Origin of the sequence: Caulobacter sp. FWC2 (assembly GCF_002742625.1) — a bacterium.
In the GTDB taxonomy this organism is placed as follows: Bacteria; Pseudomonadota; Alphaproteobacteria; order Caulobacterales; family Caulobacteraceae; genus Caulobacter.
In genome coordinates this window covers 3,927,244-3,949,995 of the sequence record NZ_PEBF01000001.1, presented here as the reverse complement: position 1 = coordinate 3,949,995, position 22,752 = coordinate 3,927,244, and the positions used below count along the sequence as shown (strand labels likewise).

Annotated in this window: 18 protein-coding genes; 8 read left to right on the top strand and 10 right to left on the bottom strand. The window is 69.0% G+C overall.

All coding sequences use genetic code 11. The annotated features are described in order from the left end of the window. Positions 1-26: 26 nt before the first annotated feature. From CSW62_RS18800 to CSW62_RS18785, 4 genes are all read right to left on the bottom strand, one after another. A complete protein-coding gene (locus tag CSW62_RS18800) occupies positions 27-536 on the bottom strand; it encodes a helix-turn-helix transcriptional regulator (RefSeq protein ID WP_099580428.1) in 510 nt (169 codons plus the stop codon). A gap of 119 nt (positions 537-655) precedes the next feature. Further along, on the bottom strand, positions 656-2,545 hold the full coding sequence (locus CSW62_RS18795) for an ATP-binding protein (protein WP_099580426.1): 1,890 nt from the start codon (positions 2,543-2,545) through the stop codon (positions 656-658). Positions 2,546-2,574: 29 nt separating this feature from the next. After that, positions 2,575-3,228, bottom strand: coding sequence for a response regulator transcription factor (locus CSW62_RS18790; protein WP_099580422.1), 654 nt, complete (start codon positions 3,226-3,228; stop codon positions 2,575-2,577). Positions 3,229-3,259: 31 nt separating this feature from the next. Next, positions 3,260-3,625 (bottom strand): response regulator transcription factor, encoded by a 366-nt coding sequence (locus CSW62_RS18785; protein WP_099580420.1) that lies wholly within the window; start codon positions 3,623-3,625, stop codon positions 3,260-3,262. 433 nt (positions 3,626-4,058) lie between these two features. Between CSW62_RS18785 and CSW62_RS27055 the strand changes: the two genes are divergently transcribed. From CSW62_RS27055 to CSW62_RS18775, 3 genes are read left to right on the top strand one after another with little or no spacing between them, the layout of a single operon-like run. Next, positions 4,059-4,475: a hypothetical protein gene (locus CSW62_RS27055; RefSeq protein ID WP_233206729.1), complete on the top strand. Its 417-nt coding sequence runs from the start codon at positions 4,059-4,061 to the stop codon at positions 4,473-4,475. Continuing rightward, positions 4,358-6,217 (top strand): TonB-dependent receptor, encoded by a 1,860-nt coding sequence (locus CSW62_RS18780; RefSeq protein WP_233206728.1) that lies wholly within the window; start codon positions 4,358-4,360, stop codon positions 6,215-6,217. Before CSW62_RS27055 ends, CSW62_RS18780 begins: the two co-directional genes overlap by 118 nt. Continuing rightward, positions 6,217-7,341, top strand: coding sequence for a PepSY domain-containing protein (locus CSW62_RS18775; RefSeq protein ID WP_099580418.1), 1,125 nt, complete (start codon positions 6,217-6,219; stop codon positions 7,339-7,341). Before CSW62_RS18780 ends, CSW62_RS18775 begins: the two co-directional genes overlap by 1 nt. On the opposite strand, the gene CSW62_RS18770 is transcribed toward CSW62_RS18775, so the two are convergent. The 6 genes from CSW62_RS18770 to CSW62_RS18745 form a co-directional block, all read right to left on the bottom strand. Next, positions 7,338-8,699: an alginate export family protein gene (locus tag CSW62_RS18770; RefSeq protein ID WP_099580416.1), complete on the bottom strand. Its 1,362-nt coding sequence runs from the start codon at positions 8,697-8,699 to the stop codon at positions 7,338-7,340. The genes CSW62_RS18775 and CSW62_RS18770 overlap by 4 nt on opposite strands. Further along, a complete protein-coding gene (locus tag CSW62_RS18765) occupies positions 8,696-9,397 on the bottom strand; it encodes a YoaK family protein (RefSeq protein WP_099580414.1) in 702 nt (233 codons plus the stop codon). Before CSW62_RS18765 ends, CSW62_RS18770 begins: the two co-directional genes overlap by 4 nt. Further along, positions 9,394-9,810: a DoxX family protein gene (locus CSW62_RS18760; protein ID WP_099580412.1), complete on the bottom strand. Its 417-nt coding sequence runs from the start codon at positions 9,808-9,810 to the stop codon at positions 9,394-9,396. The genes CSW62_RS18765 and CSW62_RS18760 overlap by 4 nt, the downstream gene beginning before the upstream one ends. Before the next feature lie 2 nt (positions 9,811-9,812). Continuing rightward, positions 9,813-11,663 carry an amidohydrolase gene (locus tag CSW62_RS18755; protein ID WP_199170640.1) on the bottom strand — a complete coding sequence of 617 codons (1,851 nt, stop codon included), beginning with the start codon at positions 11,661-11,663 and terminating at the stop codon, positions 9,813-9,815. Positions 11,664-11,737: 74 nt separating this feature from the next. Further along, positions 11,738-12,013 (bottom strand): DUF1427 family protein, encoded by a 276-nt coding sequence (locus CSW62_RS18750; RefSeq protein ID WP_099582364.1) that lies wholly within the window; start codon positions 12,011-12,013, stop codon positions 11,738-11,740. A gap of 63 nt (positions 12,014-12,076) precedes the next feature. Then, positions 12,077-12,739 carry a hydrolase gene (locus tag CSW62_RS18745; RefSeq protein WP_099580408.1) on the bottom strand — a complete coding sequence of 221 codons (663 nt, stop codon included), beginning with the start codon at positions 12,737-12,739 and terminating at the stop codon, positions 12,077-12,079. 325 nt (positions 12,740-13,064) lie between these two features. Between CSW62_RS18745 and CSW62_RS18740 the strand changes: the two genes are divergently transcribed. From CSW62_RS18740 to CSW62_RS18720, 5 genes are all read left to right on the top strand, one after another. Beyond that, entirely contained in the window at positions 13,065-14,840 is a 1,776-nt protein-coding gene (locus tag CSW62_RS18740; RefSeq protein ID WP_099580406.1) for a Ca2+-dependent phosphoinositide-specific phospholipase C, read from the top strand. A gap of 131 nt (positions 14,841-14,971) precedes the next feature. Beyond that, on the top strand, positions 14,972-17,755 hold the full coding sequence (locus CSW62_RS18735) for a TonB-dependent receptor (protein WP_099580404.1): 2,784 nt from the start codon (positions 14,972-14,974) through the stop codon (positions 17,753-17,755). A gap of 92 nt (positions 17,756-17,847) precedes the next feature. After that, positions 17,848-18,336, top strand: a complete 489-nt coding sequence (locus tag CSW62_RS18730; protein ID WP_099580402.1) for an RNA polymerase sigma factor — start codon at positions 17,848-17,850, stop codon at positions 18,334-18,336. An 84-nt stretch (positions 18,337-18,420) separates the two neighbouring features. Beyond that, positions 18,421-19,422 (top strand): FecR domain-containing protein, encoded by a 1,002-nt coding sequence (locus CSW62_RS18725; RefSeq protein WP_099580400.1) that lies wholly within the window; start codon positions 18,421-18,423, stop codon positions 19,420-19,422. A gap of 76 nt (positions 19,423-19,498) precedes the next feature. After that, entirely contained in the window at positions 19,499-22,465 is a 2,967-nt protein-coding gene (locus CSW62_RS18720) for a TonB-dependent receptor (RefSeq protein ID WP_099580398.1), read from the top strand. Positions 22,466-22,752 lie beyond the last annotated feature (287 nt).

Below are 22,752 nucleotides of genomic sequence, written 5' to 3'. Positions count from 1 at the left end.
TCTGGTCGCGACTTCAGCCGGCAGGCCTAGGCGGCGAGGGCCAGGGTCCGGCGCCAGCGGTGCGGCGGCATGCCGACCGTCGCAGAGAACACCCGCGAGAAGTGGGCCTGGTCGGAGAAGCCGCATTGCAGGGCGATCTCGGCCAGGCCAAGGCGGCCTTCCAGCATCAGGCGCTGGGCCCGCTCGACCCGGCGGGCGCGCAGATAGTCGCCGGCGCACGCGCCGAAGCTGATCTTGAAGGCCCGCGAGAAGTGGCTGGTGCTCAGGCCCACGCGCGCGGCCAGGTCGGAGACCCGCAGGGACTCGCCGCAGCGCGCCTCGATCTCCGCCTTGATCCGCAGGGCTTGCCAGGGGGCGAGGCCCCCAATGTGCGGCGCGGTCCGGACCGGCGGCGCCTGTTGCAGCACCCGGCGGGCGCGCTCGGCCAGCTCGTCGCGCAGGCGGGCATCGAGCCGGTCGGCGATCTCCGGCGTCAGGATGAAGTTCGCCAGGACCATGGCGTCGGTGAGCGGGGGCGGGGTCGTGGAAATGTGCATGGCCGTCGGACCTTCCAGACTGTGTGGCGAGATCGGACAGCGTTGCGCTTCCGACCGTGCAAGCAGTCTGGCGCCCCTCGTCGGAGAAGGAATTCACCCCTAGGTATGGGGTGGCCGACTTAATTCGCCGCGGCGGGGCTGCGGGGCAGGGTGAAGGCGATGGTCGCCCCCGAACCGACGTTGTTGGCCGCTGAAATTCGCCCGCCCAGGCCCTCGATGATCGAGCGCGAGATCGACAGGCCCAGGCCCACGCCGTCGGGCTTGGTGGTGAAGAACGGCTCGAAGATTCGTCCGGGTTCGCCGCTGATGCCAGGGCCGCTGTCGGTCACCGCCACGCGCAGGAAATCGCCGTCGGCGGAGAGGGTGACGTCCAGCTCGCGCCGCCGCGAGGCCTGCATGGCCTGAAGGCCGTTGATCAGCAGGTTGACCACTACCTGCTGGATCTGGACGCGGTCGCCGATCACCGAGGGCAGCTCGTCGGCGATCACGCTGCGGATCGTGGCCCGCGCCGCCTTGGCCTCGCGCTGGACGAGGGAAAGGGACTCCCGCAGCAACTGGGCCAGGTCGACCGGCTCCACCTGGCCGGCGGACTTGCGCGACAGGTTGCGGACGCCGGCGATGATATCGGCGGCCCGGCCGCTGTTGCTCAGGATGTGGTCGAGGCAGGTCTGGGCCTCGGCCACCTCGGGCGCGTCGCGGTTCAACCAGCGCTTGGCCGACTTGCCGTAATTGATGATCGCCGCCAGGGGCTGGTTGACCTCGTGGGCGATCGAGGCGGCCAGCTGGCCCAGGATCGAGACCCGGCCGGCGTGGGCCAGCTCGGCCGAGGCGTGCTCCAGCCTGGCGCGGGCCGCGTTGCGCTCGGTGACGTCGAAAGCCATGACCAAGACGCGCGACCAGGGCTCGCCGCCCTCGACCAGGGTGATCCGCAGCACCACGTCGATCGGACGGCCGGTGCGCGTGGTCAGCCGGGTCTCGCTCTCGGCCATGGTCGCCCCCTCGGCGAGGGCGCAGAAGATGTCGTGCAGGGCGTGCTGGGCTTCCTCCGGATAGCTGCTGATCAGGCTGCCGCCGATTACCCCCTCGGCGCTGGCCGCCTCGAACAGATCCAGCGCCGCCTGGTTCAGATCGCGGATATTGGCCAGGCTCGCCGCCTCCCGAACCGCGTTCGGGTCGTCGGGCAGGCGCTGGGCCAGCTGCGTCAGGTCGGGGGAAGTTTCCAGCAGGCGACGACGCACGGCCGACCAGTCCGACTCCCAGGCCGCGAAGCCGGCGGCGTTGAACATGGCGCGATAGCGCTGCTCGGACATCTCGCGCTCTGCCTCGACGCGGCGCTGCTCGGTCAGGTCCGCGCTGGTCTCGATGATGCCGACAGGCCGGCCGTCGGGATCACGGCGCAGCAGCCAGCGGCTGGCCAGGACAAGGCGCGAGCCGTCGCGCCGCGTGCGGACGACCTGGCCGGACCACTGGCCCTCGCGTTCCAGGGCCTCGGTCACGACCGCAGCGGGGAACTGGCAGTTCAGGAGCTGATTGCCGAACGCCCCGACCGCCTCCTTGCGGGCGAAGCCGTACAGCGCCTCGGCGCCGTCGTTCCAATAGACGATGCGATCCTGGGAATCGCGGATGATGACCGTGTCGTGGGTCAGCTCCAGCATCCGCGCCTGCTCGGCCAGGGTCAGGCGGGCCGACCAGTCTCGCAGCGACAACAGGGTCGTGGCGATGATCGCCACCAGGCTGACGCCGAACCGGACAGCCGCGCCGTCCAGTGGTCCCGAGCGATGGTTGGCCACGAAGGCGATGATGGTCAGCAGCGCGGCGATGACGCCGGACGAAACGACCAGGCGCCGTCCGCCCGTCTGGGCGACCAGCAGCACCACGGCGATGTAGAGCACCGCCACCGCGCCTTGCAGGGCGGTGAGCAGGTCGGCCGCGAAGATGCCGGCGGCGGTCAGGCCCGCCACCCCGATCAGCCAGCGATTGACGTTCCGCCGAGGCTCAGAGCCCGCCATGCAGCTTTCCCGATGTGCGCCCTGAGGGGCTAGGCGTGACCATATCGTGCGGCGCCGCTGTCGCGCACGCCCAGAGTCTCGGCCATGCGGACTAGGTCGGCCAGCGAGGGCGCCCGCATCTTCCGCATCAGGTTGCCGCGATGGATCTTCACGGTCACTTCGCTGAGCGCCAGCTTGGCCGCGATCTGCTTGTTCATCAGTCCGGCCGTGACCAGGCCCATGACGTCGCGCTCGCGCGGGGTCAGGCTGGCATAGAGGGCCTTGAGGCTGTCGTCGGTGTGTTCCCGGGCGCGGCGTTCCTGGTCGCGCTTCACCGCCTCGCTGACGGCGGTCAGCAGGGCGTCGTCGACGAAGGGCTTGGCCAGGAAGTCCACCGCGCCGGCCTTCATGCCGCGCACGGTCATGGGGATGTCGCCGTGGCCAGTGATCAAGATGACCGGCACGCGGGCGTCGGCCTCCAGCAGGGCCTGCTGGAACTCCAGGCCGTCGGCGTTCTTGAGGCGCACGTCCAGGATCAGGCAGGCGGCGGAGTCGGCCTCGTCGCACGCCATGAATTCATCGGGACTGGCGAACGTCCCCACACGGAAGTCGGCCGAGCGCAGCAGGGCGTCCAGCGACCCGCGCACCTCGGCGTCATCGTCGATCACGCAGACCAGCGGCTTGTTGGTGTCGGTGTTCTTCATGCTCGCCTCCTCCCCAAGGGCGCTCAAGACATCAGATCTTGCGGAGGGCCGCCTCGATGGCCTCGAACAACACGTCCGGATCAACGGGTTTGGTCAAGAACTCGACAACGCCGAACGCCTCTGCGCGCGCTCGGGCGGCTTCGGTCGGGAAGGCGGTCATGACGATTACCGGGGGCGTCGCGCCCCGCGCGGCCAGGGCGTCCAGCAGGGCCAGGCCATCCATGTCGGGCATGTGCAGGTCGGTGATCACGCAGTCGCTGGGTCCGGTGTCGTCGAGGAACTCGCGCGCGCCCGCAAAGCTGCGCACGGCCATCCCCGCCGAGCGAAGGAAGTTCTGCAGGCTGGCCCGAACCTCGCCGTCGTCGTCGATCACTGAGATGGTCTGACCGTGACCCAAGGCGTGTCCTCTTCACTGTCGGCCCGCCCGTCGGCGCGCCGGTACTGCACTCGACCAAGACCTGCGCGTCTCCGCCCTCGCGCACCATGATACTAAGGTATGGGTTAGGGGCGACCGGCCCAAGATAGGCCCCATGCGTAGATATTATAGGCGGGGGCGGCCGGCGCGAGCAGGATGTCTCTCGAGGCCGCGACCGATCCCCGGCAAGCGGCTTCCGAAGCGCCGATCCCGAGAAGCCTGGCCCATCCCCCCATGCGGCCAAGGCTGACGCCCAATCCGCCGCCGGCCCCTCCGGCGGCGGCGGGATCCGCGAGCTTCGCGCGCCGCGTCCGACTCCTCCTCCCCCGTCGGACGCGGCGCTCCCACTGTGCTTGCACGATATTGCAAGTCAATCGCAATTAGGCCATAGCCCGTCACTTCGACGGGGATGACCATGCGACTTCACTTTTCGCGCGCCGGCTTGCGTGGCGCGCTGCTTTCCACACTCAGCCTGCTGGCCATGACGGCGGCTCACGCTCAGGACGGGGCGCGCGATACGGACGTGGACCAGGTGGTGATCACCGCCGCCCGCACCATCCTGCCCGCCAGCGCGCTGCCGCTGACCGTCGATGTGATCGACCAGGCGACGCTGAGCCAGCAGGTCGCGATCAGCGGCTCGATCGTCGACGCCGTCTCGACCCTGTCGCCGTCGTTCTCACCCACCCGCCAGAAGCTGTCGGGGGCGGGGAAACCTTGCGCGGCCGCTCGCCGCTCTACGCCATCAACGGCATCCCGCAGTCGACGCCGATCCGCGACGGCTCGCGCGACGGCTACACCATCGACCCGTTCTTCATCGACCGCGTCGAGCTGATCTACGGCTCCAATGCGCTGCAGGGCATCGGCGCCACCGGCGGCGTCGTGAACCAGGTCACCGTCGGTCCGCCCAAGCAGGATGGCATCTCGGGCCGGGCTCTGGTCCAGGCCTCGGCCGGCCATGACCTGGGCGACACGCTGGGCGGGAAGGTCGCCGGCCTGGTCGGCTGGCGCGGAGGGGCGTTCGACGCCACCGCTGGCGTCGCCTACGAGACCCGCGGCGCCTTCTACGACGCCAACGGCCGCCGCATCGGCATGGACAACGCCCAAGGCGACGTCCAGGACTCGCGGACCTTGTCGCTGTTTGGCCGCCTGGGTTGGCAAATCTCGCCCAGCACGCGCCTGGACATCGTCGGCAACCGCTTCGAGCTGAAGGGCGACGGCGACTATGTGACCGTCACGGGGACGGCCGTCGCGCCGACCGACGGCAATCGCCTGACCCGCCTGCCGACCACGGCCTATCGCGGCGTCCAGCCCGGCAAGCCGGCGGCCAACCGCGTCGAGACCCTGTCGGCGGCCCTGGTCAATGACGACCTCTATGGCGGCGTGCTGAACGCCCAGCTGTTCTTCAATCGCTCGCGCGACACCTTCGGCGGCGACGTGAACGTCACGTTCCAGGACGTCAGCATCGCCCCGAACAACACCCTGTTCGACCAGTCGTCGAACCGCTCGCGCAAGCTGGGCGCGCGGATCAGCTACGAGCGCGCCGTACCAGGGATCGAAGGCCTGACCGCCACGGCCGGCCTCGACGCCCTGACCGACACCACGGCGCAACTCCTGATCGACACGGGCCGCGCCTGGGTGCCGCCGACCAAGTTCGAGAGCCTGGCGCCGTTCATCCAGGGCAACTACGCCCTGCTGGACGGCAAGCTGCGCCTGGCCGGCGGCGTACGCTTCGAGAACGTTCAGCTGAAGGTCGACGACTTCACCACCCTGGCCTCCTACGGCTCGCGCAAGGTGGGCGGCGGCGAGCCCGAATTCAGCGCCACCCTGCTGAACGGCGGCGCCGTGTTCGAACCCGTGAAAGGTGTGCGCCTCTATGGCAGCTATGCCGAGGGCTACACCGTGCCGGACGTTGGCCGCATTCTGCGCGGCATCAATGTCGCCAATGTCGACGTCGACACCTACCTGTCGATCGAACCGATCGTGTCCAATAACCGCGAGGTCGGGGCCGAGCTGAAGCGCGGCCCGTTCGACGCCAGCGTCGCCTATTTCTGGTCGAAGTCGAAGCTGGGCCAACTTTTGGTCAAGAACGCCGGCGGCATTTTCGACGTCCGACGCCAGGGTGTGGAGATCGAAGGTCTGGAGGTCAATGTGAAGGCCCGCACCCCGATCCAGGGTCTGGATGTCTCCACCGGCTATGCCCGCCTGCGCGGCGAGACCGACACCAATGCCGACGGCAAGGTCGACACCGACCTGGACGGCGCCAACATCTCGCCCGATCGCCTGAACGTCGCGGCTGACTACCAGACGGGCAACTGGGCCCTGCGCGTGCAGGTCCAGAAGTACATCAAGCGCGACATGCAAGCGGCCCTGGTGAAGGACGACTTCGACGGCTACACGGTCGCCGACGCCTTCGTACGCTACCGGCTGCCGGTCGGGGCCGTGTCGCTGGGCGTCCAGAACCTCTTCAACACGCAGTACATCTCGTACAATTCGGACACGACCTTGCCGGCCAAGGACAAGTTCTACGCCGGCCGTGGCCGCACCGCGACGCTGGGTTGGGAAACGCGCTTCTGATGACAACCCTGCGCCTGCTGCACCGCTGGACGGGCGGCCTGATCGGTCTCCTGCTGGCGCTCCTGGGCTTCACCGGCGTGTTGCTGGTGCACGAGGACGCCTACCTGCGCGCCACCGTGCCCCACGCCGCCGACGCCCAGCGGCAGGACGCGGCGACCCTGGGGGCGATGGCGACCAAGGTCTTCGCCGCCGAGGATCGCCCACGCTCGATCGTGCTGGCGACGGAGCGGATGGGTCTGCACAAGCTGGCCTACAAGACCGAGCAGAAGGCCGCCTACGCCGACCAGGACGGCGACATCGTCCAGGCCTGGACCTCCAACTGGTCGCGGCCGGAGGTGTGGATCTTCGACTTCCACCACCACCTGTTCAACGGCGACACGGGCGAGGTCATCGGCGGGATCGCCGGCCTGGCGGGCCTGGGCTTCGTGGTCACCGGCCTGATCCTGTGGTGGCCGACACGGCGGATGTTCCATCTCCGCCCGTGGCCTCGGATGATGAAGCGGGCGGCGATCGTCCATCATCACCGCGACCTTGGAGCCTTGATCGCTCCGCTTTTGATCCTGTCGCTGACAACGGGCGCGGCGATGAACCTGAAGTGGTTCTCCAACGCCCTGCGCGCGCCGTTCACCCCGCCGGCGGTGATGGAAAAGGCCTCGGCGGCGCCGAAGATCAAGGGCGGCAAGCTGGCCAAGGATCTCGACTGGGCCAAGATCATCGGCGCCGCCCAGGCCCGCTTCCCCGACGCGGAGGTGCGGACCATCGCCTTGCCCCAGAAGAAGGGCGGGCTGGTCGCGATCCGCCTGCGTCACCGGGCGGAGTGGCTGCCGAACGGCCGCTCGATGGCCTGGTTCGACCCGGCCACCGGCGCGATGGTCGCCAGCCGCGACGCCCAGGCCCTGCCGCTGGGCTCGCGCATCGCCAATGCCGACTTCCCGCTGCACGCAGCCAAGGTCGGCGGGCTGGCCTATCGACTGGTGATGACCGTCTCGGGCCTGACTCTGGCCCTGCTGGGGTCGCTGGCGGTGGTGACCTTCTGGGGCAATCCGGCCGGAACGCCCAAGCGTCGACGCCCGAAAAAGCCGGTCGGCGGACAGACGGAAGAGGGCCCCGGCCTTCGGGCCTAGAAGCGGAACTGGACGATGGCCATGCCGAAGTCGACGTCGTGTCCGCCGGCCGCCTTCACCGCCGCGCCGGCTTCGGCATGGACGGCCTCCAGCGAGAGCTTGACGTTGCGGGTGACCTGCCAGCCGAGGTCGGCCTGCCAGTCCTCGCTGACCGCCTTGGCGGTCGAGGCGCCGCCGCCCGACAGCACCGCCAGCGGCTGCAGGTAGATGGCGTCGCGGCCGGCCTGCCGGCGGCGACCGGTGTGGCTGACCTCGACCGAGACCGACTTGGTGGGCGCTGCGCCCAGGGCGATCCGCCAGGCCGAGAGATTGCTCCAGGCGACCAGCCCCGCCTCGCTGAAATAGGCCCCCTTGGGGAACAGCGGGTTGAAGGTCTTCAGCTTGCCGTCGGCCGGATCGTCGTCGCCGGACCCGATGTCGCGGCGTACGGAGAGGCGCGGCTTCCAGGGCGCGGCGAAGGTGTAGCCCGCGCCGGCCGAGCCGCCCCAGGCGCGGATGTCCTGGCCGGCGAAGCGGCCCCGCTGGGCCATGCCCTCGACCTCGTAGTCGATCGCGCCGGTCCTGCCCGCCAGCCGGGCGCCGACACTGCGGCGGCGTTCGTCGCCGGTGACGGTCGCGAAGCGGACGCGGTCGCGGTCGAGGTTCAGGCTGTAGACGTCCAGGCTGGCGCTCTTGCCTACCGGCGCGGTGGCGTAGACGCCCCAGAAGACCTGACTGGCGTTGTAGCTGTCGTTGAAGGCGCCGGGTTCGATCGCGATCGGGTGGGTGTAGAAGGCGTCGACCTTCAATCCCTTGCCGGCATAGGTCAGCCGCCCACCGTCGAAGCTCTGGCGGATGTTGGGTCCCTCGCGCACCGAGAGGAAGCGCTGGGTGGGGTTGAAGCTCAGCTCCTGGCGGCCCAGGCGCAGGCGCCAGTGCTCGGCGGGCGTGAGGTCGACGAACAGCACCTGGGCGTCCAGTCCGTCGCGGTCAGTGATGGCCGGCGCCTCGCGCTTGTCGAGGTCGCGATGCAGGCCAAGCTCGCCATAGACCCGGATGGCGGAGTTCAGATGCAGGTCGGCGCTGACCAGGCCCCGGAAGAGTTCGAAGGTGTCGGCTTCGGCGCCGCCGACGCCGAAGCGCGGAGCGTCGATCGTGTCGACCCGGACGCGCGCCTCGCCGCCGAGCGACAGATAGGCTTCCTGGCCCAGCGGGATGTAGCGCAGTGGGTCGAGACCGGTCAGGTTCGGCGCGGACTTCAGGTAGCCATAGTCCTCGTCGGATCGGACCAGCTTGAACGCTGGCGGCTCGGCCGCCTGGGCCGCCCCAGTGGCGAGAGGGCCGGTCAGCAGGGCCGCCGCCAGAGCCGCCGCCCTCATGCTTGCACCGGGCGCGGCGCGCGGGCGTAGAGGCCGCCCAGGATCGCGACCACCACAGCCGCCGGAAGCAGGCTCCAGGGGCCGGCCAGGATCACGCCGACCGCCCCGCCGATCGCGCCGACCGCGAAGGCGCCGACCGGCGGCCAGGTCTTGACGATCCGGGCGCGCAAGGCTTCATCCAGGCCGTTCTTCGAGGTTAGCAGGTCGACCAGGTCGATGGCGATCTGGGTGACGTTGCCGGTCATGATGGTGGTCGGGGCGAGGTGGCTGAACACCACCCGCGCACCGACGTTCTGCACGGCCATGGCGCAGACGCCCACCAGGCCCGCCAGCATCACCGCCGGCTGGTCGGCGTTGTCGGCCGGCAGGGCCGCGACGGTCAGCAGCATGAAGACCAGCAGCATGGCCGCCTGCAGCAGCAGCACCGCCGCCTCGCTGGCCTGGCCGTGCGCCCGGCGTCGGCAGATCAGGACATAGGTCGCGGCCGCCGCGGCGATGAACACCGGCAGGGACAGCAGCTTGGTCGCTATGCCTTGGCCGCCGCCGGCCAAGGAGACGCCCAGCATGACGAGGTTGCCGGTGGCGTGGTTCACGAACAGGCCGAACAGCAGGACGAAGCCGACCACGTCGACATAGCCGCCGACCAGGGCCATGCCGATGCCAGTGGCCGCGCTCAGGGAGGGAGACGGCGCGCTCATGCCCGCTTCTCCCGCTCGACCAGGATCGCCGCCAGCATGAAGCCGCCGATCAGGCCGATGTGCTCAAGGAAGGTGTTGAGCGCGTGGAAGCGCTCCACCGGATCGGCGACCGTCCAGTAGGGGTGGGCGATCAGGGTGGCGAAGGCGGTGAAGACGCCCAGGGCGCCGGCCGCCAGCCAGCCGGCCTGGCCCAGGATCAGCGCGATCGAGCCGCCCAGCTGCACCAGCACGGTGGCGGCCACGACCAGCCAGGCCGGCTTGAGGCCGAAGTGGGCGGCCTCGGCCAGGGCGCCGTGCAGGTCGGTCAGCTTGGCGATCCCGCTCCACCAGTAGGGCAGGGTCAGGACCGCGCGGGCCAGGGTTCCGAACGCCGTCGAGCGCAGGAGGGCGGAGAGGGGAGCGGGCGTGGCCATGGTCACACCGCCCAGCAGCCGCAGCCCATGGCGCCCCAGAAGGAGCGCGCATCGCTGGTCGGGGCTTCACGGGTGTAGGCCGAGGCGTGGTCATGGCCGTGGACGTTGCAGCTGCTGGCGCAACCGCAGGCGCTGGCCAGGGCGCGGGCGTGACCACGCGAGCGCTCCTGATAGCCGCCGAAGGTCCGCACCGGCGACCAGTCGGGCATCGGCGGCGGCAGGGACGGGGCCAGCTTGTCATACTCGCCCTGGCCATGGACGACCTTGCCGCCCAGCAGGGTCAGCACTGACGACAGGTGGGGGATCTCGTCTTCCGGGACCGTCATGTAGTCGTCGGCCAGCACGGCCAGATCGGCGAGTTGACCGACGGCGATCTGGCCCTTCTTGCCCTCTTCGTTCGAGAACCAGGTATTGGCGGTGGTCCACAGGCGCAGGGCCTCCTCGCGGTCGAGGCGATTGGCCGGCGGATAGAGGCGCGTGCCGCCCACCGTCTTGCCGGTGACCAGCCAGTTCAGCGAGACCCAAGGGTTATAGCTGGCGACGCGGGTCGCGTCGGTGCCGGCGCCGACGGGGATGCCGGCCTTCAGCATCTTGTTGATCGGCGGCGTCGCCTCGGCGGCCTTGGCCCCGTAGCGCTCCATGAAGTACTCGCCCTGGAAGGCCATGCGGTGCTGCACGGCGATGCCGCCGCCCAGGGCCGCGATGCGGTCGATGTTGCGGTCGCTGATGGTCTCGGCGTGGTCGAAGAACCAGTGCAGGCCGTCGAACGGCATGTCGCGGTTGACCTTCTCGTAGACGTCCAGCGCCCGCGAGATCGTTTCGTCATAGGTGGCGTGCAGCCGCCAGGGCCAGCGGTTCTCTACCAGGTGGCGGATCACCGGCTCCAGGTCGCTCTCCATGTTCGCCGGCATCTCGGGACGCTCGACGCGGAAGTCCTCGAAGTCGGCGGCGCTGTAGACCAGCATCTCGCCCGCGCCGTTGTGGCGGTACTTGTCGTCGCCCTGGCCCGGCTTGACCTGCTTGGACCATGACTGGAAGTCGGACAGCTCGGCCTTCGGCTTCTGGGTGAACAGGTTGTAGCTGATGCGCAGGGTCAGCTGGTCGTCGGCGTGCAGCTTCTCGACGATCTCGTAGTCGTCGGGATAGTTCTGGAAGCCGCCGCCGGCGTCGATCACGCCGGTCACGCCCAGGCGGTTCATCTCGCGCATGAAGTGGCGGGTGGAGTTCAACTGGTACTCGGGCGGCAGCTTGGGACCCTTGGCCAGGGTGGCGTAGAGGATCGTGGCGTTGGGCTGGGCCAGCAGCAGGCCCGTGGGCTCGCCCGAGGCGTCGCGCTGGATCTCGCCGCCCGGCGGGTTGGGCGTGTCCTTGGTGTAGCCGACGGCGCGCAGGGCGGCGCGGTTGAGCAGGGCGCGGTCATAGAGGTGGAGGATGAACACCGGCGTCTCGGGCGCGGCGGCGTTGATCTCGTCCAGGGTCGGCAGGCGCTTCTCGACGAACTGGTGCTCGGTGAAGCCGCCGACCACGCGCACCCACTGCGGCGGCGGAGTATTGGCGGCCTGCTTCTTCAGCATGGCCATGGCGTCGGCCAGGGTCGGCACGCCGTCCCAGCGCAGTTCCATGTTGTAGTTCAGCCCGCCGCGGATGATGTGCATGTGGCTGTCGATCAGGCCCGGGATAACCCGGCGACCCTTAAGGTCGATGATCGTCGGGTTCGGGCCGGCGGCGGCGCGGACCTCGCCCTCCTCGCCGACGGCGGCGAACTTGCCGTCGCGGACCAGGGCGGCGTCGGCGCGCGGATTGCTCCGATCCAGGGTCGTGAACTTGCCGTTGATGAGCAGCAGATCGGTCATGGGGCGCCTTTCAGCGAAAGCGGAACTTGAGAGAAATGCCGCGCCCAGCGCGACGGCTTGTCGACGATCGAGGGTCATGCCTGGCCCTCCGGAGTTTTGGGGTCAGGGCCGTCGCCCGCGGCGGCTTGCGGACCCAGGACCTGACCAGCGCACTCAGGGGTTTTCAGATAGGCCACGACCGGGGTCCTGGTCATCAGCCGTTTGGCGATCGGGACCGCCTGTTCGCCCAGCAGCATGCCCATCAGGCCCAGCAGGGCGATGGCCGGCGGAGCGGGCGAGCGCACGCCGAGCAGCGAATAGATCACGCCGACGAGCAGGCCGACACCGAGGGAGAGCAGGTAAGGTTTCATGGCCGACATCCGTGAACGGGAAGTGGAGGCGGGGTCTTGTAGATCCCCGCCTCGAAACGGACGTCAGGCGGCGTGGCCTTCCGACGCGCCGAACATGGTCTTGGCGTAGGTGATGCCCAGGCCGTAGGCGCCGCCGTAGGTGCGGGCGATGCCGGTGGTCAGCTCGTAGGTCTCCGAACGGGCCCAGTCGCGTTGCAGCTCAAGCAGGTATTGCAGGGAGGTCATCGGGCGCGCGCCGGCCTGGACCATGCGATCCATGGCGCGGTTGTGGGCTTCGGCCGAGACGTCGCCGCAGGCGTCGGCGATGACATAGACCTCGAAGCCCTGGGCCAGGGCCGACAGGGCCGGGCCGACGATGCAGACGCTGGTCCACAGGCCGGCCAGCACGATGCGCGGCTTGCCGATCTCATTGACCTTGGCGATGACATTGGCGTCTTCCCAGGTGTTCATCGAGGTGCGGTCGAGGGCGGCGACGCCCGGGAAGGCGTCCTTGAGCTCGTCGAACATCGGACCCGAGAAGCTCTTCTCGGCGACCGTGGTCAGGATGGTCGAGACGCCGAAGCCGGCGGCGCCGCGAGCGACCAGGGCGGCGTTGGTGCGCAGCTCGGTGGCCGAGATCGAGTGGGTCGCGAAAGCCATCTGCGACTGGTAGTCGATCATGATCAGGGTGTGGTCGGTCGGGGTCAGCAGTTGCGGGCCGGCGGTGGGCGTGGCGACGAGGGTCATGGGACTATCCTTTTTTGGGTTGTATGGAGGACCGTTCCCGGCCGCCCCGTTGTTCTGACAAGCTCACTTTGGCCGCGACGCATCGACGCATAAATGGAAATGATGGAAATCCATTGTTTCTAAAAATGCTCTCGTCGGCCGTGACGAAATAGGCGTGTTCAGGCTACGGACAGCCGCCGCTTTCCGCTCTGCGGGACGTGCCGCCTTTTGAACGGATGCGCCCTGAAACGCGGCGGTCGAAGACAGAGCGCGGGCCGAGGCGCTCGCGCACGACTGTCACAAAACCGCAGTACGGGTCCGCCTCGAACTGTACCGGGAGACAATGATGCTGAGCCTGCTTCTGGCCCTCGTGGCGGCCGAACCCAGCGCCCAAGCCGCGCAGATGCAGGCGGCGCGGATGAACGACATCCTCGCGGTCGGCACGCACAATTCCTACAAGGCCGCGATCCCGGCCGAGGAGATGGCGGCCATGCTGGCGTCGGCCGGGCCGGGAGCTTTGGGCCTGGACTACAGCCATCGTCCGCTGGCGGAGGAGCTGGACGCCGGCGCCCGTCAGCTGGAGCTGGACGTCGTCCGCGATCCGCAAGGCGGGCGCTTCGCCCAGCCCAAGACCGCATTCGGCAAGGGTATCGTTCCGACCCCCGCCTGGGCGGCGGCCATGGCCAAGCCTGGCTACAAGGTCATGCACATGCAGGACGTCGATTTCCGCACGACCTGCCCGACTTTCGTCGCGTGCCTGACGGAGATCCGCGCCTGGTCGAAGGCTCATCCCGATCACGCCCCGATCCTGATCCTGCTGAACGCCAAGGACGGTCCGTCCAGCTTCCCCGGCGGCGTCGAGGCCCTGCCATTTGACGAGAAGGCCTTCGACGCCCTCGACGGCGAGATCCGCTCGGTATTCGCCGAGGCCGAACTGATCACGCCCGACCAGGTCCAGGGCAAGCGCGCCACCCTGCGCGAGGCGGTGCTGGCCGACGGCTGGCCGGCGCTAGGCGCGGCGCGGGGCAAGGTGTTCTTCGCCCTCGACGAGAGCCCAAAGACGGTCACGGCCTATCGTGGGGCGCGCAAGTCGCTGGAAGGCCGGGCGATGTTCGTCAACACCGACGAGGCCTCGCCAGCCGCCGCCTACCTGACCCTCAACGACCCGGTCGGCGATCGCGCCCGCATCGCCGCCGCCGTGAAGGCCGGCTTCATCGTCCGCACCCGCGCCGACGCTGACACCGTCCAGGCGCGCAAGAACGACGTCACGATGCGTAGCGCCGCGTTCTCCAGCGGCGCGCAGTACGTCTCGACCGACTATCTGTGGGCCGACCCGCGCTTCGCGGGCGGCTACACGGTGCGCCTGACCGGCGGCGAGGCGGCGACCTGCAATCCCGTCCGCATGACCAAGGGCTGCGACGCGCCGTTCGACAGCGTGGCCGGGGCGCCGGCTCAAGGCTATCTGAACCCGGCCCAGCGTCCTGACCTGACCAGGACCCTGGCCGCCCCGCCGGCCGCCGGTTCGCCGCGCGCCATCGCCGACGCGGCCATCTTCGACCAGAGCCGGGCCCTAAAGGGCTCCGCTCGCTGGCAGCGGGCCACCGATGATGTCGACGGCTCCACCTGGAAGCACTTCTCTGAGGCGCTGGGGGTGACGATAGACCCGACCCAGGCCCCGATCCTCGCCGCCCTGCTGGAGCGCGCCGGCGATGATCGCTCGGTGGTCGGTGTGGCCAAGACCCACTGGGGGACCAAGCGACCCTATATCGGCAAGACCGACGCCCCCATTTGCGAGGCCAAGAGCGCCCACCTGGCCGGCAATCCGGACTATCCGTCAGGCCACTCGGCGTTCGGCATGCACGTAGCGATGATCCTGGCCGAACTGGCCCCCAGCCGCGCCGACGCGCTGTACGCCCGGGGCCGCGACTATGCCGAAAGCCGGTGGATCTGCGGCTCGCACAGCGTCAGCGCCGCCGAGGCCGGCATGCAGTCGGGCGCCACGATCTACGCCGCCGAGCACGTCTCGCCGTACTTCCGTCGTGACATGGAAGCGGCGCGCGCCGAGCTGGACTCGATCCTCTCCCAAGGCGGGGCGAAAGCGACCTCAACGGCCCGGCCGTGAAGTTTTGATGAAATCCACATATCGCCGCTGAGGGGGCGTCCGGGGCCGTCGTTGAAGCCGTCGGGGGCGTAGGCCGAACGAGCGCGTTCGGTCCTGCCGCCGTCGCAAACAACACCTCGGGGATTGAGCGGATGATCGGACTGAACTCGAACGGCGGCCGTGCGGGCCGCCTGGCCTGGCTGATGACCAGCTGCGCCGCCATCGGCCTGTTCTCGGCGACGGGCGCACAAGCCCAGGCCGTCGCCGCGGCGGCCGCCGACAACGCCCAGGTCGAGGAAGTCGTCGTCACCGGCAGCTATCGCCGCAGCCTGGAAAAGGCCGTGGACATGAAGCGCGAGACGACCGGCTTCTCGGACTCGATCGTGGCCACCGACGTCGCCAACTTCCCCGAGCAGAACCTGGCCGAGGCGCTGCAGCGCATGCCGGGCGTGACCATCGAGCGCAACAAGGGCCTGGGCGGCCGGGTCAGCGTCCGTGGCCTGCCCAGCGAGTTCACCTTCGTCACCATCAACAACCTGGCGACGGCCTCGGGCAGCGGCGGCCGTGACGTCGAGTTCGACATCTTCGCCTCGGAAGTCATCCAGCAGGTGACGGTGCAGAAGTCGCCGCGCGCCGCCGACGAGGAAGGCGGCATCGCCGGTTCGGTCTACATCTCGACGGCTCGCCCGTTCGACTACAGCGGCCGCAAGCTGATCGCCTCGACCGAAGGCGCCTACAACTCGATCTCCAAGAAGACCGACCCCAAGGTCGCCTTCCTGGCCAGCGACACGTGGGGGAACTGGGGCGGCCTGGTGTCGTTCTCGGCCGCGCGCCGTTCGAACCGCACCGACTCCAACTCGGGCATCAACTTCCGCCCGATGTTCCGCTTCCTGGAAGCCGGCGGCACGCGCGCCTCGCAGGCCGCCGCCGTCCTGGCCCGTGACGCCGGCGTCGTGGTCAAGAGCAACACCAATCGCGACGAGACCGGCCGCATCATCTTTCAGGACAAGGTCGGCGACCGCGCCTACATGAACACCCAGAAGCAGTGGGGCGGCACCGGCTCGCTGCAGTACAAGCCGTCGGCCAATTTCGACATCGCCTTCGACCTGATGCTGGGCGGCTATGACGCCACCGAGGACCAGTACGACGCGGCGGCCTATTCGGCCTCGAGCAAGAGCACGCTGGAGACCATCCACAGCTACGACAAGACCACCCTGGCCGACTACAACATGGTCGTGCTGCGCGACGTCTCCTACACCGCGACCCAGCACGAGATGCTCAGCAAGGAGCAGATCAACAAGACCGACTACGCCCAGTTCGGCTCGGAGCTGAACTGGCGCGGCGAGACCTGGAAGCTGCACGCCCTGGCCGGCTATTCGGGCGCCAAGAAGACGCTCGACTATTCGAACCTGAAGCACGTGGCCTACGCCCCGTCGCGCACCCGCTGGACGGCCACCGGCGGCGAGACGATCAAGAGCGCCAACCCGGCCTCGATCGATATGTACAATTCGCCGTCGAAGTACCTGTTCGAGGCCTATGAGACGACCCTCGAGAAGATCACCGACGACAAATACGCCGCCCAGGCGGACTACACGAAGGAGTTCGCCATCGGCTTCTTCCCGGCGCTGAAGACCATCCAGATCGGCGCCCGCTATACCGACAAATCGAAGGAGCGCCGCTACGGCGCGCTGAACATCCAGGGCCCCGGCCCGGGCAGCAGCGCCTACCTCAACACCCGCACCATGGCCGACAGCCCGCTGACCCCGATCGGCGATCTGGTTCCAGGCGGCGACTACACGGTCCGCGACCTGAACTGGAGCCAGATCTCCAACGACTACGCGCGCAAGACCTTCCGCTACGCCGGCTTCACCACGCCGTTCACGCCGGGCGACTACTACAAGGTCGATGAGAAGGTCACGAGCGTCTACGCCATGGCCGACCTCGGCTTCGACGTCGGCCCCGTGCCGGTCGCGGTGAACGGCGGCGTCCGCTACGTCGACACCTCGATCACCTCGTCGGGCTACCACCAGGTGCAGACGACGACCGGCGGCACCACCTACACCCCCGCGCCAGTGTCCAGCGACGGCAGCTACAACAAGCTGCTGCCCAGCGTGAACTTCACCGCCGACATCACCGACAGCATCGTGCTGCGCGGCGCGGCCTCGAAGACCCTCATGCGTCCGGCCCTGACCGACCTGGCCTACAAGCGCACCGCCAGCTTCAACTCGTTCCGCTTTACCGACGGCAATCCGGGCCTGAAGCCGACCTTCGCCGAACAGTACGAAGTGGGCGTTGAGAAGTACCTGCCGGAAGGCGGCCTGCTGGCGGTCTCGTACTTCAAGAAGAAGATCGAGGGCGTCGTCCGCCAGGCCCTGACGGGCACGGTCAAGGGCGTCACCAAGTACAACGCCAACGGCACGATCGACGGCGTCTACGACTTCGACGTCTACCAGCCGATCAACGCCGCCGGTTCGTACAATGTCGACGGCGTCGAGATGGTCGCCATCGTGCCGTTCGGCCTGTTCTGGGAGCCGGCCAAGGGCTTCGGGATCAACGCCAACTACACGATCCTGGACAGCTCGCTGAGCGGCCAGTCGCTGATCGGTATTCCGACCCCGCCGGTGGGCCTGGCCGACAAGGCCTACAACTTCACGCTCTACTACGAGAACGACAAGTTCCAGGCGCGCGTATCCTATAACTACAAGGGCAAGTACGTCGAAGGCATCGGCTACGAGATGTATCCGATCTGGCGCTCGGGCTACGGCCAGACCGACATCTCGATCAGCTACAACATCAACGAGCGCATCCAGCTGAGCCTGGAGGGGATCAACGTCACCGACGAGGTCACCAAGGGCTACACGATGGATCCGTCCTTCCCGACCATGTACGAGAAGTCGGGACGACGCTTCTCGCTCGGCCTTCGGATGAACTTCTGAGCCCGCTGGACGCCATCACCGGGCGCGCTCCCCCCTTCGCCGGGGGGAGCGCTTCGGCGCGTCCGCGCAAGGGGAGCGACTGGGGAAGCGGCATGACGGGCCTGCGCGCCGAACTGGTGGTGTTCCTCCAACGGCGCGGCCAGTCGCTGGAAGACGCCGAGGATATCGTCCAGGAGACCTTCGCGCGCTTCCATCGCGCTGGCCACGAGATCGGCCAGGCCGACAGCCGGCCGCTGCTGTTCGCCATCGCCAAGAACCTTCTGAAGGACCACTGGAAGCAGGCCGGCCGCGAGCGGGCCCGCACCCTGTGGCTCGATACCGACGACACGACCGCGGCCTGGGAGAACGCCCCCAGCGAGGATCCCGCCGCCGACCGCCGCTCGATCGCCCGCCAGGACCTGGCCGGCGTCGCCGCCGCCATCCGCGAGCTGCCGCCGCGCTGCCGCGACGCCTTCCTGCTGCACCGCTTCGAGGATCTCAGCTATCGCCAGATCGCCGATCGCCTGGGCGTGTCGGTCAGCATGGTGGAAAAGCACCTGGCCGAAGCGCTACGACGGCTGAAAGCCGCGCGGGGGACCTGAGGTGTTCGGCTTGACGATCGTTGTGAAGATACGCCCCGGGCAGGACCGGGCCGCGCCGCTCTTTGGGAAAGCCTAACCGCCAAGATGCTCGATCGTCTCGCCAGCCTGTTCGAAGCCAAGCCGCGCACCGCGGAGGACTGGGTCGTGCGCCTGGGCCGCCCCGACGCGCCGCGCTCGACCCTGGCGGCCTTCGAGCGCTGGCTGGCGGCCGATCCGCGGAACCTCGCCGACTATCAGGACGCCAAGGCTCTGCTGCGCGAGACGCGGGATCTGCGGGCCGAACTGCTCGGCGAACTCAATCTGATCCCGCCCGCGCCTACGGCCGGTCGTCGCCGCCCGAAGGCTGTCTGGACGCCGGTGGCCCTGGCCGGGGGTCTGGTCGCCGCCGTTCTGACCGTGGCCATCGCTCCAACTCTGCTCACCCGCTTCCAAGACCCTCTGTCCGGCGCCGCGATCTACACGACCGCCGTCGGCGAGATCCGCGACGTGACCCTGGCCGACGGCTCGGTCGTCACGCTGGACACCGCCACCACCCTGCGCGCCAAGGTCGACGGCAAGGTGCGTCGCCTCGTTTTGGACAAGGGCGGAGCCTATTTCGCGGTCGCCCACGACAAGGCCCATCCGTTCCAGGTGGCCCTGGCCGACCGGCAAGTCATCGTCACCGGCACCCACTTCGCCACGAGCCTCCGCGACGGCCGTGCCCGGGTGGAGCTGCTGGAGGGCTCGGTCGAGGTTTCGCAGCCCCGATTCTCGACCGAGCCCGTCCGTCTCGTCCCTGGCGACCAGGTCAGCTACCAGGCCGGTCGCGCGGTGCGGCGCGAGGCCCGCATCGATCCGGCCACGGCCGTCGCCTGGCGCCAGCGCCGACTGGTCTTCCAGGACGCGGCGCTGTCCGAGGTCCTGGCCGAGCTGGGCCGCTATACCGACGCCAGGATCCGCCTGGCCGACCCGGCCCTGGGCCGCCAGCGCGTCACCGCCATGCTGCCGCTGGACGGCCAGGGCACGGTGATCGATCGCGCCGCCAAGGTGCTGCCGGTGGTGCTGAAAAGCACCGCTCCGGGCGAGGTCGTCGCCACGGCGAGATAGCTTCGCAAGTCTGTCATGAAGGGCCGCTACGAGACCCTGAGCGCCTAGCTGCGCCGGGGTTTTCACCAGTCGCCGCATGTCATTCCGCCGCGTGTCCGCCCTGACGATCGCGGCGCTGACCGCGACCGCGCCGGCCTTCGCGCAAGGCCCGGCTTCGCGTTTCGACATTCCGGCCCAGGACGCCCGCGCCGCCCTGATGGCGCTGTGCTTGAAGGCGGGCTGCGCCTTCGCGTTTTCAACCGAGCCAGGCCGCGCCTACCGGGCCAACGCCGTCACCGGGACCATGCCGTGGCGCGAGGCGCTGAAGCGCCTGCTGGCGGGCACCGGCCTGCGCTACGAGATCGCCGACGAGACCTCGGTGCGCGTCTGGGCGGAGGCGGCGCCGGCGCCACGCCGTTTCGCGCCCGTCCCTGAGGCGCCCGTCGACCTGGAGGCGGTCACGATCACCGCCGCCTTCGTGGCCGGGATCGAGGACTCCCTGCTCCAGAAGCGCCGGGCCGACGCCATTGTCGACGCCGTCTCGGCCGGCCGGATCGGCGAGCTCCCGGCCGCCAACCTCGCCGAGGCCCTGCAACGCGTGCCGGGCGTGGCCATCGAGCGCGAGGTGGGCGAGGGGCAGTTCGTCAGCGTCCGGGGTCTGGGGCCGCTGTTCCAGTCGGTGACCCTGAACGGCGCGCCGGTGGCGTTCAACGAGAACATCCGCAACTCCACCCAGAGCGGCCGGCAGTTCCGATTCCGCGCTCTCTCGGCCGATCTGCTGGCCGGGGCCGTGGTGGCCAAGTCGGCGACGGCCGATCTGGTCGACGGCGGCATCGGCTCGAACATCGACATCCGCACGGTGCGGGGGCTGGAAGGACCGTCATATCTGTCGATCCGCGCCGACGCCCATGCCGAGGCCCGCTCGGGCGTGGTCTCGCCGGATGTCGCCGTATCCGGCCGCTGGCGGCGGGCCGATGGTCGGCTGGGCTTGGTGGCCGGCGTGTCCACCGAGCGGCGAGAGGTGCAGTACGACCGCTTCCAGATCTCCCGCTATCGAGACCTTGTCGTCAACGGCGCGACCTTGACCACGCCCGAGGATATCCGAACCACGGTCGAGCAGGAACAGCGGGCGCGGACCACGGCCTTCGTCGGGGCCGAATGGCGGGTCGCGCCGAGCGCCACGCTGTATGTGGACGCCCTCGCTTCGCGTTTCGACAACAGTATCCGCGAGGACCGCGTCGTCTATACGGTCGGCGACTATGCCGCCCAGGTCCTGGCGGCAGGGGGCGCGCGGATCGAGGGCCGCACTCTGCTCGGCGGACGCATCACCGCCGGCCAGATCGGCAACAACCTGGAAGTCTCCGACCAGGTTCATGAGAACGTCTCCCTGAGCGTGGCCGTGAAGGCCGACGCCGGCGCCTGGACCCTGGAACCGCGCCTCAGCCTGTCCAGCGCCCGCTCCAACCTCGACACGCCGTTGCAGCGGATTGGCGCGGTCAGCCCCCTGGGTGTCTCCTACAGCTTCGACCTGGGGCCCAACCTCGTCGAGCGCCGCAAGGCGCCGCTGCTGTCGACGCCCTTCGACCTGAGCGATCCCGTCCAACTGACCTTCTCTCGCTATGGGGTGCGCGCCACCCACGTAGAGGACCATGACGTCACCGCCTTGGTCGCCGCCGAGCGGTCGGTCGACTGGACGCTGGGACCGCTGCGTTTCGAACGCCTGCGCCTGGGCGGCCAGGCCACCGATCGGGGGCGCGACTTCCAGCGACGCGACCGCGAGGCCGCGCCGCGCATCGGGACGGTCGTCGACGCCGGCTTCTTCGACGTCGGCGCCCCCAGCGACGCCTTCGACCGCCTGATCGCCGCGCGGCCGCCCGCCTGGACAGCCGCCGACTTCACCGCCTTTCGCGCCGGCTTCGTGCTGCCGGGCGAGGCGGACGGGGTGATTGTCGACGCCCAGGATCTGGTCCCCACCGGCGCGGACCTGCAAGGCTCCTACAAGGTCGGCGAGCGGATCCTGGCCGGTTACGGACGACTGGATTTTTCGACGACCGTGCTGGGCCTGCCGACGACGGGGAATGTCGGCGTGCGGACCGCGCGGACACGGACGGACGTAGCCGGCACGCTGCTGGGCGTTTCGTCGACGGGCTATATCGACGTCAAGCCGGTCCGCTACGCTGGCGCTCACGCGGTGGTGCTGCCCAGCGCCAACTTGGCGATCGCCCTCGACCCGCACTGGCGGCTGCGGCTGGCCGCCTCGCGCAGCATCACCCGGCCGTCGCTGGCCGACCTGCGCTCTGCCACCGTGCCGGCCAGCAGCCTGGTCTCGATCCTCTACCAGCGCGGCCAGGCCGAGATCGACCACCCCGCACCTGGGACGCTGTTCTCCGGCGTCGGCGGCAATCCGGCGCTGAAGCCGTACCTGGCCACCAACTACGACCTTTCGCTGGAGCGTGAATTCAAAGGTTTCGGCGGCGTCAGCCTGGCGGTGTTCCACAAGACCATCGACGACTTCATCGTCGTCTCGGCCCAGCCCGAGCGCTTGGCCTTCGCCACCCGCGCTGGGCCGCCGGTCGTGGCCACGGTGATGATGTCCCGACCGCGCAATGCGGGCGAGGCGAAGGTCACGGGCCTGGAAGCCGCCTTCAGCCGGCGCTTCGCCCACGGACTCGGGGTGTGGGCCAGCGCGACCTGGGTCGACGCCGCCAGCCGTGACGATCAGGGCCGGCGCGGGCGGCTGAACGGCGTCTCGCGTCTATCCTGGTCGATCAGCCCCTTTGTCGAGCGCGGGCCGCTGCACGCCCATCTCTCCTGGACCTGGCGCTCTCCGTTCGGCTCCGAGGCCGACATGCAGGGGGGAGGAGTGTCCAGCTTCGTGGTCGCCAGCGCCGGTTATCTGGACGCGGCCGGCTCTTACGACCTCAGCCGGCGCGTCTCGCTGTACGTCGAGGCCAGCAACCTGACCGACACGGTCGAGGCCGCCTATGAGGGCCAGCGCAACCGCCCGCTGCAGATCGGCCGCTCGGGGCGCTCGTTCGGTTTCGGCATTCGCATGCGGCTATAAGCGCCGAATTGTCCGCTGGACACCGGTTACCATCCTGAAATAGTGGGCAACCAGGGCGCGAAGTCCAGACTCGCGCGCGTGTCAGGTTGTGTGCGTTGACGCCGGCGGGCCGATTTACGGGCCATAAAAATCCGTTCGGACGGGCTTGAAAAAATCCTGCCAGCGCTGTCATTTTGCCATTGCAGCCGTCAGCGACCGATGTTACCGCTAACTAGTACCTCGTGCTTTGGTTGTTTCTCCAGGGCTCGCGGGACGGGAAGAGCAGTCGGAAATGCTTCCGGCGCGTA

Bases quoted from the DNA above. Each gene is read 5' to 3' on its own strand.
- CSW62_RS18760 (WP_099580412.1), bottom strand. From the start codon at position 9,810: ATGGCCACGCCCGCTCCCCTCTCCGCCCTCCTGCGCTCGACGGCGTTC.
- CSW62_RS18735 (WP_099580404.1), top strand. From the start codon at position 14,972: ATGATCGGACTGAACTCGAACGGCGGCCGTGCGGGCCGCCTGGCCTGG.
- CSW62_RS18790 (WP_099580422.1), bottom strand. From the start codon at position 3,228: ATGAAGAACACCGACACCAACAAGCCGCTGGTCTGCGTGATCGACGAT.
- CSW62_RS18725 (WP_099580400.1), top strand. From the start codon at position 18,421: ATGCTCGATCGTCTCGCCAGCCTGTTCGAAGCCAAGCCGCGCACCGCG.
- CSW62_RS18770 (WP_099580416.1), bottom strand. From the start codon at position 8,699: ATGAGGGCGGCGGCTCTGGCGGCGGCCCTGCTGACCGGCCCTCTCGCC.
- CSW62_RS18740 (WP_099580406.1), top strand. From the start codon at position 13,065: ATGCTGAGCCTGCTTCTGGCCCTCGTGGCGGCCGAACCCAGCGCCCAA.
- CSW62_RS18720 (WP_099580398.1), top strand. From the start codon at position 19,499: ATGTCATTCCGCCGCGTGTCCGCCCTGACGATCGCGGCGCTGACCGCG.
- CSW62_RS18795 (WP_099580426.1), bottom strand. From the start codon at position 2,545: ATGGCGGGCTCTGAGCCTCGGCGGAACGTCAATCGCTGGCTGATCGGG.
- CSW62_RS18800 (WP_099580428.1), bottom strand. From the start codon at position 536: ATGCACATTTCCACGACCCCGCCCCCGCTCACCGACGCCATGGTCCTG.
- CSW62_RS18730 (WP_099580402.1), top strand. From the start codon at position 17,848: ATGACGGGCCTGCGCGCCGAACTGGTGGTGTTCCTCCAACGGCGCGGC.
- CSW62_RS18755 (WP_199170640.1), bottom strand. From the start codon at position 11,663: ATGACCGATCTGCTGCTCATCAACGGCAAGTTCACGACCCTGGATCGG.
- CSW62_RS18750 (WP_099582364.1), bottom strand. From the start codon at position 12,013: ATGAAACCTTACCTGCTCTCCCTCGGTGTCGGCCTGCTCGTCGGCGTG.
- CSW62_RS18745 (WP_099580408.1), bottom strand. From the start codon at position 12,739: ATGACCCTCGTCGCCACGCCCACCGCCGGCCCGCAACTGCTGACCCCG.
- CSW62_RS27055 (WP_233206729.1), top strand. From the start codon at position 4,059: ATGCGACTTCACTTTTCGCGCGCCGGCTTGCGTGGCGCGCTGCTTTCC.
- CSW62_RS18775 (WP_099580418.1), top strand. From the start codon at position 6,217: ATGACAACCCTGCGCCTGCTGCACCGCTGGACGGGCGGCCTGATCGGT.
- CSW62_RS18765 (WP_099580414.1), bottom strand. From the start codon at position 9,397: ATGAGCGCGCCGTCTCCCTCCCTGAGCGCGGCCACTGGCATCGGCATG.